The organism is Paenibacillus cymbidii (assembly GCF_004764705.1).
GTDB classification, from domain to species: Bacteria; Bacillota; Bacilli; order Paenibacillales; family NBRC-103111; genus Paenibacillus_AN; species Paenibacillus_AN cymbidii.
Genome location: NZ_SHLX01000029.1, coordinates 1 through 17,393 on the forward strand (window position 1 = coordinate 1; position 17,393 = coordinate 17,393).

At 49.9% G+C, this 17,393-nt stretch carries 11 protein-coding genes; 1 reads left to right on the plus strand and 10 read right to left on the minus strand.

Annotation, left to right across the window (positions count from 1 at the left end; translation table 11 throughout):
* Nucleotides 1–712 precede the first annotated feature (712 nt).
* The gene (locus tag EXY20_RS29595) at nt 713–2,365 is read right to left on the minus strand and encodes a stalk domain-containing protein (protein WP_135555986.1); all 1,653 of its coding nucleotides are present in this window, start codon (nt 2,363–2,365) and stop codon (nt 713–715) included.
* 110 nt (nt 2,366–2,475) lie between these two features.
* Between EXY20_RS29595 and EXY20_RS29600 the strand changes: the two genes are divergently transcribed.
* Complete coding sequence (locus EXY20_RS29600) at nt 2,476–2,757, plus strand: helix-turn-helix domain-containing protein (RefSeq protein WP_167859620.1); 282 nt, start codon at nt 2,476–2,478, stop codon at nt 2,755–2,757.
* A gap of 55 nt (nt 2,758–2,812) precedes the next feature.
* Here EXY20_RS29600 and EXY20_RS29605 read toward each other — a convergent pair whose 3' ends face one another.
* The 9 genes from EXY20_RS29605 to EXY20_RS29645 all read right to left on the minus strand — a co-directional run bounded on the left by EXY20_RS29605 (nt 2,813) and on the right by EXY20_RS29645 (nt 17,366).
* Nucleotides 2,813–3,103: a hypothetical protein gene (locus tag EXY20_RS29605; protein WP_135555990.1), complete on the minus strand. Its 291-nt coding sequence runs from the start codon at nt 3,101–3,103 to the stop codon at nt 2,813–2,815.
* Between the two features lie 425 nt (nt 3,104–3,528).
* A complete protein-coding gene (locus EXY20_RS29610) occupies nt 3,529–3,957 on the minus strand; it encodes a recombinase family protein (protein ID WP_135555992.1) in 429 nt (142 codons plus the stop codon).
* Between the two features lie 145 nt (nt 3,958–4,102).
* Nucleotides 4,103–4,369 carry a hypothetical protein gene (locus EXY20_RS29615; protein ID WP_135555994.1) on the minus strand — a complete coding sequence of 89 codons (267 nt, stop codon included), beginning with the start codon at nt 4,367–4,369 and terminating at the stop codon, nt 4,103–4,105.
* A gap of 184 nt (nt 4,370–4,553) precedes the next feature.
* Nucleotides 4,554–4,967 carry a barstar family protein gene (locus EXY20_RS29620; protein WP_167859621.1) on the minus strand — a complete coding sequence of 138 codons (414 nt, stop codon included), beginning with the start codon at nt 4,965–4,967 and terminating at the stop codon, nt 4,554–4,556.
* 12 nt (nt 4,968–4,979) lie between these two features.
* The gene (locus tag EXY20_RS29625) at nt 4,980–11,762 is read right to left on the minus strand and encodes a polymorphic toxin-type HINT domain-containing protein (protein ID WP_135555998.1); all 6,783 of its coding nucleotides are present in this window, start codon (nt 11,760–11,762) and stop codon (nt 4,980–4,982) included.
* Between the two features lie 33 nt (nt 11,763–11,795).
* Nucleotides 11,796–13,502, minus strand: coding sequence for a fibronectin type III domain-containing protein (locus tag EXY20_RS29630; RefSeq protein ID WP_135556000.1), 1,707 nt, complete (start codon nt 13,500–13,502; stop codon nt 11,796–11,798).
* 598 nt (nt 13,503–14,100) lie between these two features.
* Nucleotides 14,101–15,774 (minus strand): sialidase family protein, encoded by a 1,674-nt coding sequence (locus EXY20_RS29635; RefSeq protein WP_135556001.1) that lies wholly within the window; start codon nt 15,772–15,774, stop codon nt 14,101–14,103.
* 14 nt (nt 15,775–15,788) lie between these two features.
* On the minus strand, nt 15,789–16,427 hold the full coding sequence (locus EXY20_RS29640) for an SGNH/GDSL hydrolase family protein (RefSeq protein ID WP_135556003.1): 639 nt from the start codon (nt 16,425–16,427) through the stop codon (nt 15,789–15,791).
* 30 nt (nt 16,428–16,457) lie between these two features.
* Nucleotides 16,458–17,366 carry a dihydrodipicolinate synthase family protein gene (locus tag EXY20_RS29645; RefSeq protein WP_135556005.1) on the minus strand — a complete coding sequence of 303 codons (909 nt, stop codon included), beginning with the start codon at nt 17,364–17,366 and terminating at the stop codon, nt 16,458–16,460.
* Between the last annotated feature and the right edge of the window lie 27 nt (nt 17,367–17,393).

Consider the following 17,393-nt stretch of genomic DNA (forward strand, 5'->3'; position numbering starts at 1 on the left):
CAGCGCATCCTCCCATTCTACAAGAAGGTTTCAACTGGCTCTCAGTTCCGGAACGGTGGCTCAGTTTGACCGGAGACGTGGCTCAAATATTCCGGAACGATGGCTCATTTTACTCCGGAGTATTCACCTTATTAAAAAGCCCTATAAAGAGCAGTAGGTGTTATAGTATTACAGTTACTTTTATATTAATCCCTTACATTAGCCGAATATAGGAACGAGCAAACCCGCGCCACGACTGGCTTTTTACCAATACCCCATCCATTTCCAAGGTATAAGGGACATTTCCCATCCGAGTCCGTCCCATTTGAGACGCTTCCAAGCTCAAGCCGGAGACACTTCCAAGCCAGCCCTTCGCAAAGCTCAAACGACACAAGCGTTGCCGTTGAAACCGAAACGTAACGAAAGATAAGACAGAGCGCGTAAAGCCCGTTGAGCGCCCACAGAGCGCCGGACAGCCAAAGAGAAGGGTAGATAGCGAACCGATCATAGAAGGGCTTAAACGAGCCGTGTAACCAAGGATCGCGAGAACAGCGTTGACAGCCTTGTCAGCCCGATAGAACGCGCCAGCGGCGCGGGGAGAGGAAGGACATGAGACAGCCGAGAGCCAAGCGAAGCCGCCAGAGCACCGACGAGAGGGGGAAGTCGAACTCACATAAGCGAACAACAAAAGCGCACCCGAAAGGATGCGCCACATTCTGATACGTATGCAATCTTAGTGTATAGGAGGTCCATAAGTCGGCTGGGAATTGATTTCTTTTGCCTGATATCCCTGCATGACCTTTGTTTTTACAAACGAACTGCCGGATCGATACCACCAAGCACCATTCAGCTCAAATACCATGTTGCCATCCACAATAGCGGTGTTATACCCTGCCGCATCGAACACTGCCGACCAAATATAAGGCTCTGTACTCCGAACATTATTCAAATGCCGCCCAAGCACATCGTAAGGAGAAAGAGTCAATTCAAAGTCAGTGGGCGATTTCCTAACACCAGCAACTTTGCCGCCAAGGTAAGTAACGTTCCAACTTGCACCATTGTCTAGCTCTTGATAAAGCCCTGATGCCTTCAGGTCAAATGCTACACTTGAAAGATTATACAGCTTTATAATCTTGTCTTTGGCAACTCCTGCCGCAACAAGATTCTTAAACTCATCGTCGGCAGACGACAGTGCTATGTCGCGAAGCCCCCATTCCATTCGGTCATCCGTTCGTGCTATCCGTGCTCCATCCAAGTATTCACCCCAGTATTGCGAATAGCCATGTGGATCATCACTGCCGATAAACGCATTAGGAATATTTTTCAACGCTTCATCGACGATACGCATAACGGTGTCGTATTCATTTTGATTTAAGCTGTTATATGAGTGACCGCCATAACGAACAGCTACAGCATCGGCTACCTGGTACTTGCCCTTTATTGATTTTGGAGACTTTTTCATAAGTGCTACTTTATCGGATACTCGATGTACATTTTGCCTTGCAGTCTGTATAAGCGCTATTTGCCAGTCTGACTTCACTCGCATTTCCATTACCTTGTCTACTAGAGGCAGGTAGTCATCCAGAACAGAAGATAACCTACTCACGTTTTCCCATCCGTAGTAATCCATTTTCCGATCAATGACAAATAGCTGAACAGTAACATTGCTATACGCTTTAAATACGCTCTTGAACTTCTGCGTGAGTTCATTATTATCATCTGAAGCCTTGGCATACGTGTCCAAACTGATCTTTAATTCTTCGAACGCCTTCTTCAAATCTGGAATCAACTCTTCCTCAGATCGGTTACTCTCGATGAGTGTCAGTTGCTTCGTAAAATGATCGACTGGCACGGTTTGATTCGATCCTTCGATAGCATCGGCACGATCAATCCTAGCTGTTCTCGAAGCATCGTCCCAGTTGACTTTAGCTCCAAGAGCCTCGCTAACAAACCGAAGCGGCACAAGCGTACTCCCATTAACGACTTTCGCGGGCGCGGCTAATTCCTTCTGAACCCCGTTAACCGTCGCAGTGTTCTGACCGATTTTTAAGGTTACCGCGATCGAGCTTCGATTAAGAACTTTATACGCATATACCGTTTGATTTTCGCCATCCCAGATCACATTTGCGCCAAGCGCTTCAAATATGCCTCTGAGCGGAACTAAAGTGCTTCCATGCTCAACGACGGGCGGTTGAGGATAAGACTGCTTGATGCCATCCATGAAGATCGTAACATCCCCCGATGTCGAGAGGACACTGATCTTAACTTTTGATTTGGCTGGCGAATCCCCATTTTCCGCGAACACAACATTCCCCATCCCCGAGAGGAGGAGTGAACCGACCAAAGCCGTTGTAACCACACTTTTACAAATACTTACTGTCTTCATGGACGAAAAAACCTCCTATGTACTCACAAAAAAACAAAATGGTTGAGTATACTCTACTGATACCTTCAACTTACCATGATTGAATGGTAACTAAAAGAGGTAAATTTGCCATGAACGATAGAAAAATCAAGCCCTTGATCTCCGCCATTCTAGGCAGAGTCCTTAAGGCGAAACGAATGGAACTTAACTTGAGTCAGTATGACCTTGCAGACCGTTTCGAGATTGATCGGTCATTTATCTCCCTTGTCGAAAGCGGAAAGCATGAACTGTCTGTCAGCAAAATCTTCATGTTATGCCAAGCGCTGGACATCACGCCAACGGAATTTATTCGCCTCGTCGAGTCAGAGTACGATAAAGCAGTTGTAGAGCATCCGCTGGACAATGAGGAATAATACTGTATAAAACTCAAGCCGCCCTTGTTGCCGGGCGGCTTCTTTACAGATGGAATCAACCAGGCACATCGCTCAGAAGATGCTTCCAGATGGAAAGACCATCCTTAATTCCCGCATAGTAGAGCCACTCTCTTTCGGTGGTCGCCCAGTAGTTCATAAGCTCTTCCCACTCCAAGATCAGCCCAAACATCGGAGACGGTAACTCTTGCTTCAGCCGTGTTTCAATTTCCTTCTGACGTTGTCGAATCGCCTCGACTTCTGCCAGTTTTGCGGCTTCTCTGGCTCGCTCAATAAACCGTCCGTCGAATGCCGTATGTAGCCATGCCGGACATAGATTTTCCTGCACTTCGATCACCCCCTCGCAAGCGTTTCGTGCATGTTACCTTGAGCGCAACCACTTGCGCAAGTAGGGAGTTGCGGGAGGATTATGGGAGGATACAGGCAAGCTCGCCCTGAGAGTTTCACTGAGAACTTTGAACCAACCGAAATTTTAAGCGGGAAGGATATCTTTATTTCAGCGGCGTAGCGTCACTTTACCCCGCATTTAGCATGCAGGAAAATGAAGGACTGGACATCGGCTTAAAATAACCGAGCCAGAAATAAGCCGCGCCAAAACCACGGTATAGACATACCTAACTGACCATTTGGGTAGCCGCCCGAAACTGCGTCCTGATCGCTCGTCTTCGCTTTGTGATCAGAAAAAAGGCAACCCAATCGAAAAGGAACGAACACCTATCCGCACCCGTTCGATTTGCTACCCGATTCCAGCAATTACTTCGACTTGTCCATAAGCCGTTGGAAGTGAATCCAGTTATAATGATCCAATAAAGCCGAATTTCCGCTCATCGTATCGACCAATCCGTCCAAAGAAATAAGGTGTTTCCCTGCCGCCGTGATCAACTCGCTCAATTCATATCCGACCTCAGCGTTGCGAAAGAGCCGCCATATTCCAGTAACGAGGATGGCGTCGAATTGTTCGCGCCGCATATCGGCAATAAGCTTACTCAAACCCGGACGGTCACAATAGGAAGATGTGACTGGGCAGGTGTCGACGTATACACCATTAATGATGCCCCGACATTTTGCTTCTGTCCGCAGCATCTGAAGCTGCGCCAAGAGCGAATCGACTTGTTCTTCACCGCGCCTGTCCTCTTGCACATACAGCGCCATCCCATACGATGGCAGGTGTTTCATGAGCATGCGAACATCACCTTCCGCGAGTAAATTATCGGTACGACCTGCATGGACCGATAATTAAACATAAACCCCACTCACAGTATGAATGCCGCCTCATCCCGTCAAATAAAAAAGCTCAAGCCCATTACAGGCTCAAGCTTGCCAGCCGCTATTCACTTTTGGCATCCCTGTGCCATTCCGCGATAAGATCATCGCGCGTCAACCGCAGACTCTGAATTTCTTCGCGGATCTGCTGCCGCCGCGGCGCACTTGTAATCGCTTTTCCATGCTCAAGAACAAGTTTGCAATGTCGTCTCGCGATTGACAAGAGCACCTGCTCTTGCATATTGTCCAGTTCAAGTGCGGCCAACGGACGAGCGCTTGTAATACCCGAAACTTCCAGAGACGGCGGTTCTTTTTCCAGTGAAGAAAGCATCAACAAAACCCCCAGCGAAAAGTTTTGTTGATGTTACCTTGGTTCGGCGGCTGTTGCAAGTCATTTGATACCATAATAAGCCACAGTGGGCAGGTGAATTCAAACTGCTCGATTCATTCATCACTGCGTGGATGTATACAAAAGTAAGACCTTGAGGGGAATTTCTTCCCTCAAGGTCAATATATTAATCTACCAAATACACCATAAATTTTTTGGGCTGGCCATCAACCGTTACATGCTTAACTTCCTCTTGCCAGTAAGGCAGGATGGTATCGATAAAAAGAGAAATCATCTGTTTCTTCAAGTTAGGGTCAGCCTTCATGAAACTAGAATAGTTTTTAATAATTAGTACATATGCCTCAAAGTCAAGCCAATCTAGATCTCTAATCCAATCGAGATAGCGATCAATGCTGTCATAGCAATCTGATGGAAACTTAAATTGACGCTGCACTTCTGAAATATACTCCTCCCATGATCCGATTTCAGCTCCATTTAACTCAACCACAAGCACAGCTTCTGATAAATTAAGTCCTTCCATCTCAGCCTTAAGTTTGTCACTACTGATCTCGATTACTTGATTTTTAACATCTTCCCACATGGCTATCATCCCTTATTTAACTTGTGTAAATGTACCGTAATGGTCTCCAGTGTAATAGATCGAACCATCGGAACCGACAACGAATCTTTCACTATCCCGATTTTGACCTGCCACTTTATTGTTCACATCAAACTCCCTATAAGTAATTGGAGTTCCATTACTTCCTGTAGTAGGAAGCTTCAAATCGCTATTCTCATACTTACCTCCGGCTTTTGTACCTGCCGATTGACCGGATACAGGTCCCTTCCACCCAGATTTATTATACTTATCATACGCATTCTTGGCATTCTGAGCCAAACCATCGTAACTACCACTTGTTATACAGCCAGTATTATGAACCCAAATCCCTAAATCACTTACAAAGTAGGTATGGAAGTCAGCAACAGTAAAGTTATACACCTTAACCTTTTCTTCGTGCTTAACATTCTTGATGCTGTCAATCGTTAAGGTATTTCCATTGCTCTGCTGCAGCTTATCCCCTACCTGCAAATCCGCCGCCAACACCCAACCTTCACTTTCGACCCAGAACGGATGATTATCGGTTGTCTCAATGACTTGGTCACCGACCGTCATCTCGTAAATGATCTCCTTATCATTTCGATACAGATGCGTGACTTCCTTGTAAGCCTGCTCGCCAGTCTCCTCATTTTTGGAAAGAACCTTATCTCCGACTTCAATGTCTTCAATATTCTTCTCCCCTTCGTCTGTAAGCACTTTGGTTCCAGCAACAAAACAGTTACAGGCTGCAATAAGTTTTTCCGTTTCTTTGGCGGCGGTTTTTTCGAGCTTCACAGCTTTTCTAAAAAACTTGCCGACTGCAGCAAAATCTCCGACGAGCGGTACAGCAGCAATCGCTGATAATGCGGCCCCCGTCTTATCCCCTCTTCCTAAAGAGATCAAAGCGTTCAAACCATCAGCCACTGCGCCCCCAACAGGTATAAATCCTGCCAGATCTAATCCAAGCTGCACATAATCCAGCATTTCATCTATGTTTGATTGTTCTTCATCCTCGACCGAAACGTCTTCATTTTCTATCAACTCTTCGGGTGCTTCCTGCTGCGTCTGGTTGATATCCTCCCACGTCGGAGCTTCGACACCCCCTTGTTCCGGTTCGTTGCCACTCTTTATCGCATCGCCATCGCGAGCCAACCCGAACGGGTCTACATAGGAAATCGGATTGCCATTGACATACGCATATCGATTTAACGTTTGTCCGCCAATAATGCTGCCTAACACGACATCCCGGTTGATAAATCGTTTGATTTCCGGGTTGTAGTACCGCGCACGCATGAAATACAGACCGTTGTTGTCCGTCATGACGCCATCCCTACCGTTGAATAAAAACGGATTCGGCGAATTGCCATCACGACTAGCCAATTCTCCATAGATTCCATACTCGTACTGATCCGTTACATCGCCATCTTCGTCCGACAATGCGACAGTGCTGCCGCGGCGGTCCTGATGATAAGCACGATAGCTTCCGTCCGCCATTTGTAACCCGACCAAACCGAGGCCATAAATATAATAGGCTTTCGGCTGTCCCTGTTCGTCCGTCTCCATCAGCACTTGTGAGTAATAGGCGTTCGGGTTTACTACATATCTTGTCGTAACGCCATTCTCTGTAACCGCCGTTCTATAGCTTTCCGCGTCGTAATGATAGCTGATGCCTCCGGCCTGTACGAGTCGGTTCCGCGAATCGTAACTGTAAGTACCGATGCCGCCCGCCTGTGGGCCGTAGGTCATGTTGCCATCCGCATCGTAAATGACTTGTTGACCGTTATAAGTCGCCAAACGATTATCAGCCGCATAGGTCATCTCCTGCGGTTGTATCGCCGTCCAGGAAAGCCTCTCCTCTGACGATTCGGTAGCCGCGACATTCCCTGCGGCATCGTAAGCATACGTCTCCTGATAAATGATTTCGCCAGAAATTGATTCATCCTTAAGCAGAATCAATTGGCCGGCACTATCATACGCCCTCGTTTCCTTGGAACCGTCAGGACGATAGGCAGCAAGAAGGCGGTTGTTTTCATCATATTCGTAACGTGTCTCACGGCCTTCCCAGTCCGTTACTTTGGTCATGCGGTCCAGATCATCGTACGTGTAAGTAACAATTTTGCCGTCCGGATAAGTAAGGGCAACCAGATTTCCTACCGCATCATATTCGTAGTGCAGCGTATTGCCATACTCATCCGTGTAGGAAACAAGGCGATTTAACGCGTCCCAATCTCTGGTTTTGACGTGACCGTACTGGTCCGTGATCGTGGTGACCCGATCATTGTTGTCATATTGCAACTGAACCGTATCTTCGACACGTTCCGCTCCCACCACTTTCCCGGCGGCATCATAAGTGTAATCGGCAGACTGGCCACGGCTGTTCGTTTCCTGGATGAGCAGTCCGCGTGAATCGTAACGATAAATTTTTTCGCTGCCGGTTGATGTGACTTCGCGGATCAAGCGGTTTCTGCTGTCGTATTCGAAGCGGGTAATATTATGATTCGGATCTTCAATCTGAACCACATTCCCGTTTGCATCGAACACTCGGCTACTCGTGGATTGATCGGCATCGGTGACGGCAACCAGACGATTCAAACTGTCGTATGCATATTCCGCAACCCGCCCCAAGGCATCCGTTGACTCAATCAGTCTGCCCAAGCTATCGTATTGCTTGTTGCTGACATGGCCCAGCGCATCGACTTCCTGAATCGGACGATACGCTTCATCGAGAATTCTGCTTAGTACCTGTTGACCTTTGGCATCCTTGATTCCAATCAGGTTGCCGGCATCGTCATATTGGCGACTTCGGCTATAACCCATCGGATTTATCGTTTCCAGAAGTTGGCCGAGCGCATTGTACTCATAACGAGTCGTCCGCTGCAAAGGATCCGTGACCCGAATCAGTCTGCCCATCCCATCATATTCATACTTCGTCTCATAACCCATTGGATCAATCATTTTGGCAAGACGGTTTCTGCGATCATACTCGTAATGCATGACGTTCCCCGATGGATCGGTTGCCGTTATTCTTTTATTGTTGTCATCATATGCATAAAACGTCGTATGCCCCAACGGATCCGTCATGGAAAGCAAATTACCGACAGCATCGTAAACATAATGGGTCTCATTCCCGGCAGGGTCCGTCTGTTTCACAAGCCGTCCTGCCGCGTCGTACAAATAACCAATGATGCTCTCATCCGGCAAAATGAGTGCTGTCAACCGGTCGGTTTTGTCATATTGGTATTGCGTCGTGTTGCCAAGCGCATCCTTCTTCTGGCTGACTCTCCCTTTGGCATCGTAGACGTACTCGATTCGGCCTTCCAAAGGATCGATTACCCGGATGAGCCGATCCTCCCGGTCATATTCATAGGTAATCGTCTGGCCGAGCGCATTGGTGCTGCTTACGCGTTTGCCGTTCAAATTATAGTCGAATGTCGTCGCCGCACCCAACGCATCGGTTTTGGAAAGCATATTGCCGGAGCTGTCGTAAACGAACGTATTGGCATTCCCGAGCGTGTCTGTAATCGATACCGCCCTGCCGAGTTGATCGTATTGCATGTGCGTATCGTGATACGCAGCATCTGTTATGGTAATCAACCGGTTGGCAATGTCATAGCCGTAGGATGAGACCTGATACACCGCGTCCATTACAGAAACGAGTTTTCCTGCATCATACTGATACTGGTTGGAAGTACCATCTGCATATGTGGCGCTCGATAATAATCCATCCGAATTATATTGATAGGAAGTTACATAACCGGAAGCGTCTGTTTCGCTGAGCAACCGATTGTTCGCGTCATACGTTCGTGTGGTTTCGTGTTCGAGCGGGTCGACGATCGTAAGCAAATTATTGCGGTCATCATAAGTCATCGTCACGATGTTGCCCAGCGCGTCTTCACTTGTCAGCATATTGCCGTTCGCATCATATGTCCACGACGTTGTTCGCCCTTCCGCATCAGTGGCCGAAAGCCGGTTACCGGAAGAATCATAGGTATATTCGGTGCTGTTGCCAAGCTCGTCCGTTGAACGAAGCAGATTATAGCGATCGTCGAAAACGATTTGCCGAGATGCCCCTTCACGGTTTGTAATCGTCGTTTTATACAACGGACCATATTGAAAAGTCGTTTCATTGTCATAGGCGTCAAACTGGCGAATAACTCTGCCTTGGAAATCGTAACTGTTGCGAAACTGTTGATTGCCATTTTCATCTGCTGCCGTTAACACACGCCCATCTGTATTATAGGTATAGTTGACTTCGCCGCCTTCGGCATCCGTGATCCGAACCAGCCGCTTGGAACCATCGTAACTGAATTGCACCTCTCTACCTGGAGCAGCCTCTATTCGAGATACAAGCCCTTGTGCATTGTATTCGAAGTGCAAGGATTGATTGGAAATCGGTTCTGTCAGCGCAGTCAGACGATGATTAAGATCGTATTCAGGCAGGATCCGCTGGCCGTACGAATTTAACCACGCTGTCATTCGTCCGTTTGAGTCAAACTTGAATTGCTCCTGCGAATGTGTTGTTAATGTATAAGTGTTCGTGACGTCTTTAACAAGCCGATAACCTTTCATTGAGGGGTCGGAAGAAATAAATACGTCATTGCCAATGGAAACGAACTTATTGCTTCGATTGGCCGACCAGTTAACGATAATCTCATTGTTGACCGTTGTTTCAAGTGTAGCTCCATACTCGAACTCCCAACCAAGCCCAAAAACTCCGTCATGAAGCAAAAGTGAATTGTACTGAATTTGAAAATTCAAGGGGATAACACCGTTTAATGACAGCAACTTCCGCGCTATCATATGCGCCCCGGTCATAGCATTTACCGGATCGGCCTCCATCGCTTCCGGGTCGGTGTCTTTCGGAAGGTATATTTTTATTACTTTCTCAGCATGAACACCCGATCTGGCGAGAACTCCATTAAATGTCTCCGCTGGCCCTACGATTGTCACAGGCAGAATGTTATCATTTTTTATACTTATTGTTTCCGAAGGATAAATCCAGCCGAAGCCGGCGCCGCTCCTCTTTTGCCCATCCTGCTTAATCACTGTCACCACTAATCGCTGACGCTCCGTATTACTTGTAGAACGATCTGCATCCAACCATATTAAAGACGGACCATTTTCCAACACAAGTGTTTCTCCGTAGGGCACACTGACTTTACTCAATGCTTGTTGAACTGTAGCGGACATATCCAGTTCAAATAAATCGTAAGGTGCAGATATCCGGATCTTGGAGGAAGTAGGGTTATGCACAACTGTCCTTACATTAGCCGGGCTTTGCGCTGCATAACCCAGGGTTTGAGTAAAATTGGACCGGTCCTCACCGTACATGGCTACATCCAACCCGGGTTTATCCATATAAAAACTGAAATTGCTTGGCTTCACAACAAACTGAACCGTTTCATCAGGTTCAATATTGACCGTGTTTTTAACTGGTTTGTCGGATTCAATTGGCTGGAATGAAACAAACTTTCCGTATAAATTACATGTTGGATGGTCTAGTACGTACTTTATGTCATAATTCACCCAAAAATCCGTACCTGACATCGTCCCTAATTGTGCATAATATCCATGAGCTTCATATTGCGCATAATCCAAGGTACATTGCCCAAAAGATTTAAATAATTGTACATTAGTAGTGAAGCTATGTGAGATTTCATAATTTGTTGAACCATCGGCATCCAATATCCGCAAGGCGGGAGCAAGAGAAGGTACAGGACTGAATTTAGAAAATGGGCCAAACACTTCGTATGCTGTTTCACTTGAATTGGTAATTGTATAATTCCCCTGGCCGCTATACCAGGCATAATCATTCTGGTTTGCTGCCGCCAATCTTCCATACCAAGAAGAATAAAGATCGTCCAGTGCATAGTCGAACTGCCCGGGAATGGTGATTCGAATAATCTCATAATCGGGAAGAGTAAATTGCATGCTCTCTCCCGATGCCAACTCCATAATTGACAATGCAGGATTCATCGTAAACTGTGGATCAAAATAATCAAAAATACCGACAATTTCATAAAAGTCGTCCGAGGAGTTTGTCAATGTTGTCTGACCATATTGTGTAAAGTCTCCTCCCGATTGCTTACGACCGTAAAGTGAGCGGTCGTAATCGATGGAGTAATCGTACGTTCCGCCAATGCGAATTTTTGCGGCCTGGGGAATGTAAATGTTATCCTCAGGAAAAAGCCACACTTTGCGAAGAGCGGGATCGGCCCGGTATTGAGGTTGGAATTTGTCATATGGTCCGTACAATTCCAAATCACGGGAATCGGAATTGGTTATAATCGATGAGCTGGAAAGGTTCAATACGGTAGGAGAACTGAACGAGTTTGTTCCCAAGTCCGCAAATGGCCCCCCGCCAAAAACATAATCAATCTGTCCGAAAACAGAAAACACAGTTCCGCTCGAGACGGTAAAGGTTTGATTTTCCGCTAAATAGTGGATTTTTAATGCAGGATTTGAAATTTTATCAGGAGGTTCGGTAAGCCCCGACACAGTCAGTGTGGACGAATCTTGATTCGTGATGACGATTTTGTCCCCGCTAGCGATACTAACGACGGTTGATGCTACTTCCCTTCCCATGTCCACATAGTTGCCGCCGGCATCATAAACGGCATAATCGAAGATACCGCTCACTTCAACATCGATACTGTAGACGGCAGTATTGACACTTTGCAGAGATTCACCAACGGCAAGACTCTCCGTCCCTCCGCTGGCCCGAGCCGTATGATGGTCGGCGAATAATGCGCACGCCATGACCATAATCAACAGAATCCAGTATTTGCTATCCTTCATTCACCAAAATCCCCTTCCCGCTTGGAGTTCCGCTCAGGATGACGGCGGCCACATGACATCGGAAACAACAACAAAGTTAAAGAACCCATAGTCGGTTTGCAGAACGGCCAGCGATGACGAGGTCACGGTTCGCGTAATTTCCACATTTTCGCCTGAGATGACTATCGTATAGGTTCCCATCGGCAAATCGAACGCATAACGCACACGATCGTTCATGTTTGGCGCATCGGTAATCCCGGTCTTTCCATATACGTTGTCCGTCACGGAGTTATAAGTTGCAGCATAGGAGAAGCCATCTCCGTAGACGGTCACCGTGACGCCATGCGGATCCGCCGTACCGATGACGATATCGCCGGTAATATGATAATTTAACGCACTGTCTACCTTGGTTATATTGCCTCCGCGATCGTATGTGAACCGAAGCCGTTGCCCCGATTCATAAGAGACGCCGGAAATACGATTTAACCGATCGTAAGTGTATGTCTTGCTACGGGACGGAATATCGACCATAAACCAGGCCGGCGGCGACCAGTCGGACCAGAGCTGACCGTCATATACCTGAATGATCGCCTGCATCTTCAGACCAACCGGCAAATTGGCGGAAACCGTCCAACTATCTGTGGTTTGTTCGGAATCGTGGAGTATAATGCCGGAATCGATCAAACTCGATGCGCCATCTCCATTCAAAACTCGAATGCGATACGCTTCAATCGTTTCGGAACCAGATTCCGCGTTTTGCTGCCACTCGATGGCGGGTCGCTGCAGATCAAGTTTGGTTGGCATTTGATAGGTGCCAGTCAATACGGTGAATTGGACCGCAGGCAACAACTCATATGTTGTCACGCTGATCGTTTCACTCGGCTCCGATTCATTGTTTGCAGCATCCAAAGTCGATACCGCAAAATGATAAGTCACCTGATTGGACAACCCATATACCGTATACGTTGTTGCCGTTGTCGTTCCGACTGGCGAGCCATCCCGATATACTTGGTAGCCCGTAACCGCCACGTTATCCGTCGCCGCCACCCAGTTCAACTTTACACTTGTGCTCGTTTGTTGTGGCGATACGACATTTGCCGGCGCAGAAGGCGCCTCGATATCAGCTTCGTCGTCCAACGTAGTCACGACCGCTTCGTTACCAACTTGCGATTCATTGCCTTCCGCATCGCGCGTTTTTACAGTAAAGCGATACGTGGTACCCGCAGCCAATCTGTTAACAGCATAAACGGCATCTCCAATCGTCGAACCGGCTATCACCCCGTCGACATAAATATCGTAACCGGCTATACCCTCATGAATCGGCGGAGTTGTCCATGACAACTCGACCACATTGGCAAAAACTGCAGTCGCCCGCAGATCCAAGGGAGGATGGGGGAGCGTCGTCACTACGAGAATACTGCTGGCTGGGGAACGATTTCCGGCGGCATCCCTCGCCTTGACGGTAAAAAAATACTTCGTGTTCGGCACCAAATCGTACACAACATAGGTAACATTTGCTACGGAACCAATCCATGTTTCCCCGAGATAAATGTCATATCCGGCAATCCCCACATCGTCGGTCGAATTGTCCCAGGATAGCATAATACTCGTCTCCGTTTTGCCGGCAACGACAACATTAGCTGGTTGCGTCGGCGGTTCCATGTCATCATCGCCGAATACATGAGGAATACCGGCTGACGATTGCAACAGAAAGGAACATACCAGCATAACGGCGACAAACTTTGCAAATAGGCGTTTCATTCGTTAACCTCCTGAAATTTCAATTTTGGCTTCGTTTGCCCGTCCCCTTCTCCTCCCTCATTGATACAAAAGAGCAGCATGATTCACTCTTCTTCCAACATTATCCGACATCATTAATATACATGTTCCATAATATCCTTTCATTAGGAAATTTTGTCGAGTTGTGTCGTTTTAAAATAATTATCCATATAGGAAAAGCTAACAGCTTCAGGCAGCTTCAGCTTAAATGCAAAAATACATTAAAATATGCCAATTATCCTTATTTCAGCAAGCTTAAATGTAAAAATGCAGTTAAATCATCGAATTCTCCTGCATACAGAGGAATCCGTCGATTTTTAATGCACTTTTGCACTTAAACATGGCTACTGACCAATTCTCCGTGAAATTAAGTGCACTTTTGCGTTTAAGTTGCGCAAGATTCGTCTACAACCGATTGCCCGCCCCCCCATCCTCCTACTGTTCTCATCCTCACCGTCGTCGCTCGCTCACTAACACCACTCAACCCCACATCCCCGCTCCTCTGACAAACACAAACGCCCGCGCCGGAAACAAAAAGAAGGACCTGCCCACAGGCAGGTCCTTCTTTTTGTTCTCCTTGCTAAAGCGCCATGCCGGAACAACCGCCGCGCAGCGACTCCGCGTCGACGCCGACGACCGTCAGGCTGCCGCTGTCCGCCACCAGCGTTACGTAGCTGAAGCCGCCGCAGTCGTCGGCCAGCGCGTACGTGCGGGTGCCGGCGGCATCCGTGGCGCGCAGCTCCTTGCTGGCCGCGTCCCACGCCAGCTCCAGCGCCGCCCGGCCGTCCGCACCAGGCGCAGCAGTCGCCAGCGCCACGACTGCGCACTCGCGCAACACCGCCTCGCGCAGCTGCTCCGCTCCTTCTTTTCCGTTCGTATAGTGGAACGGATCGATATACCGCTCGCTCAGCACGAGCCGAGCGCCGCTCGCCCCCGCATCGCCCGCTGCGGCACCCGCGGCGTACTCCAACCGTACGCGGCCGCTGCTGCCGTACGGGAAGTTCAAGCAAGCCGCCGCCGGTACGCCGGCTTCGGCCGTCAACACAAGCCGCCGTCCGCCATCGGCCGTACTTCCAAGACCGTCGACCCGGCAATCGCCCGCCGTCGACCAGGCGTCCAGGCCGTCCAAGAACCGTTCGGCCAGCTTCGTCTCGCGCAGGAACGAAGGCGAGAACCGGATCATTTTCGCCAGCGGTTCGTTCCACGATTCGCCTCGTTTGCTGTTCACCGAAAACAGCTTGACCAGCACATCGCCCGTACCAAGCGCCGTGGGGAACGGATAAGCCAGATGCGTGTCGGCGGGATCGTCCGGCAGACGGCGCAAGATTTCGCGATACCCGTGCCAGGTCGCCCCTTCATCGTCGGAAATCGCCGCATGCAGCGCCTGTCGCGCATAGCTGATCACCGTATGCAGCGGATGGCCGTCGCAATGGTTCCATATTTTCAGCAGGCTGTCGTCCGCAAGCCGCAACAGCGAAGTCGGCGAATTCGACGAGCGGAACGCCGTCCGTTTGGCCTCGCTCCATGTGGCGCCGCCGTCGGCGGACAACGCATAGAAGAACCGCCCGAGCGTCGTACGAATCAGCATCAGGATGCTGCCGTTCACCAGCTCCAGCACGATCGGCTCGATGGCGCCGGATTCCAGATACGTTTCGTCGTCTTTGACCGCAACGTCGTTGGAAGCCTGCCACGTTGCGCCTTCGTCGTCGGAATAAATCGTGCTCGAAACGAAGTAGGAATAATCGCCCGTCTCGCTGCGGACGAGCGTGGAGAACGGCACAACGATGCGGCCGCTCTTTGTCTGCAGCAAGCTGTTGATCGCGCCGGTATACCGGTCGAGACATTCGACCTTCTGCGTCGTTGCGTTCGTGCCGTGAATGTCGTCCATCCGCGTATGCAGAATATCGCCGGCGAATTCGCCGCTTTCCCATTTGTAGCGCGTAATCCGCAAGGAAAACACATGAATGTAGCCTTCGCGGCTTTGCAGCACATGCGTACCGGCAATCCAACCGGGCTGCGGCGTAAAAGAGACGATCGTTTCCGGGTTGCCCCAGGTGCGTCCGCCGTCGAACGATTGCCGGCCCATCACGTAGTGCGAGCTGATGTTGTCGTCGAGTGTCTTGATGTGCTTCTTCGTCACGACCATGATCGTAAACAGACTGCCATCCTGCAGCTCGATTACCGGTCCGATATGAAGGTTGCTGTCTTCGCAGAGCTGTTCCGCTACTTGCGATTGAATCGTCGATGCCGTCATCCCGGCACCTCCTTCTATATAGTTGGCTCGATGCCCAAATAGTTGAACAATGTCTCCGCAAACAAGCGGTGCCCCGCTTCGCCGGGATGGATGCCGTCGTTCATCAGCAGCAAATGCATATTCGTTGCGCCTCCGACACGCTGCTCCCAGGCGCGGCCGATGTCGCAAAGCGGCGTCCCCGTCTCTTCCGCCATCCGCCGCAATTCCTCGACATAAGCCGGATAGTGCACGCGCGCCAGCACCGCCGGCTCGCGAACGTTATAGTCGAGCGCGTTCTGCGTCAGCAGCAGCGCCTCGCTGCCCGCCGCCGCAATGCGCGAGACGATCGTTTCCAGGTTGCGGCGGAATTCGGGCAACGGCTCCGGCCCGCGCTGGCAATCGTTCATGCCCAGCATAACGGTGACCAGGTCAGGGGCAAACCGCAGCGCGTCCCGCTCCAGCCGGTCCTTTACGCCCCAGGACGTATCGCCGCTGACACCGGCGTTCAGCAGCAGAAACTTGCGTCCGTACGTATCGATCAGCTTCTCTGCCAATTGACCGACATAATTGAGCTTGCCGCGCAAATGAAAATTTTGCTCCGTGATCGAATCGCCGATACAGACGATCATAACCCGCTCGCCGCGCCGCAGCTTCTCCATCGTGGCCAGTCCCACGTTCGTCCCCCGCTTTCCGCAATAAACCTGTTACAGCAAATCCAACCCCTCGAAAAATTCGCGCAGCTTGCCAAGCTGTTCGTCGGTCAAGCTATGGTAAGGCAGCCGCCGCCAACGTTCGGCCACGCCGAACAGCTCCATCGCGCCATGCGTCACCGAATCGAAATCGACGCCCAGCTTGGCGACAAAATCCATATACGGAATGTCGTACGTCGTGATAATCGACACCGCTTCCGTCAAATCGCCCGCCTGCACCGCCGCCCAATACCGATGCGCGATATCCGGCCGAAACCGCGAGTAGATCGACAAGTAGGCGTCCGCACCGTAAGGCAGCACATCCAAATGGTTTTCTTTCCGCCCGCCCGAAAGGAACGTCCAGTGCCCCGCCACCAGCGCCGCCAGCCGGCGGCCGTACGCACCGCAGATGTCGTCTTTGACCGCAACGACGCCGCTGCGGTTGTTTTCCAGCAGCCGCTCGACCGCGGCCAGCGGCAAGCTGACACCCGGCGCCAGCGCCGTTACCGCCATCACCGGCATCACCTGACCGACGCGGGTGAAATGCTCGACCAGCGTCGGCACCGTGCAGGAGCCGGCCCAATGCGGCGGCAGCGGCATATATACGTCGGCGCCGATGCCCTTGCAATATTCGGCGAAACGAACCGATTCGCCCGTCCACCAGTTGCCGGCGGCGACAACGAGCTTTCGGCCGGCATTCTGCTCGACGACAACGCGCGTCACCTCGGCGATTTCGCTGTCGGTCAGGATGCTGTACAGACTGTCCCCGTACGTCAGCAGAATGGTGCCGCTGTTCGAAGCGACGATAAACTCGACGATATGGCGCAGCGCCTTGTAGTCGATGTTCCCTTCCCGGTCGAATGGCGTGCTGACCGACGAAATCGGCCCGTTCAAATAATGCTTGACTTTCTCATTAATCGGCATTTTATGCGTCCCTCTCCCTATATCCGC

Bases quoted from the DNA above. Each gene is read 5' to 3' on its own strand.
- EXY20_RS29595 (WP_135555986.1), bottom strand. From the start codon at position 2,365: ATGAAGACAGTAAGTATTTGTAAAAGTGTGGTTACAACGGCTTTGGTC.
- EXY20_RS29600 (WP_167859620.1), top strand. From the start codon at position 2,476: ATGAACGATAGAAAAATCAAGCCCTTGATCTCCGCCATTCTAGGCAGA.
- EXY20_RS29610 (WP_135555992.1), bottom strand. From the start codon at position 3,957: ATGCTCATGAAACACCTGCCATCGTATGGGATGGCGCTGTATGTGCAA.
- EXY20_RS29615 (WP_135555994.1), bottom strand. From the start codon at position 4,369: ATGCTTTCTTCACTGGAAAAAGAACCGCCGTCTCTGGAAGTTTCGGGT.
- EXY20_RS29620 (WP_167859621.1), bottom strand. From the start codon at position 4,967: ATGTGGGAAGATGTTAAAAATCAAGTAATCGAGATCAGTAGTGACAAA.
- EXY20_RS29625 (WP_135555998.1), bottom strand. From the start codon at position 11,762: ATGAAGGATAGCAAATACTGGATTCTGTTGATTATGGTCATGGCGTGC.
- EXY20_RS29630 (WP_135556000.1), bottom strand. From the start codon at position 13,502: ATGAAACGCCTATTTGCAAAGTTTGTCGCCGTTATGCTGGTATGTTCC.
- EXY20_RS29635 (WP_135556001.1), bottom strand. From the start codon at position 15,774: ATGACGGCATCGACGATTCAATCGCAAGTAGCGGAACAGCTCTGCGAA.
- EXY20_RS29645 (WP_135556005.1), bottom strand. From the start codon at position 17,366: ATGCCGATTAATGAGAAAGTCAAGCATTATTTGAACGGGCCGATTTCG.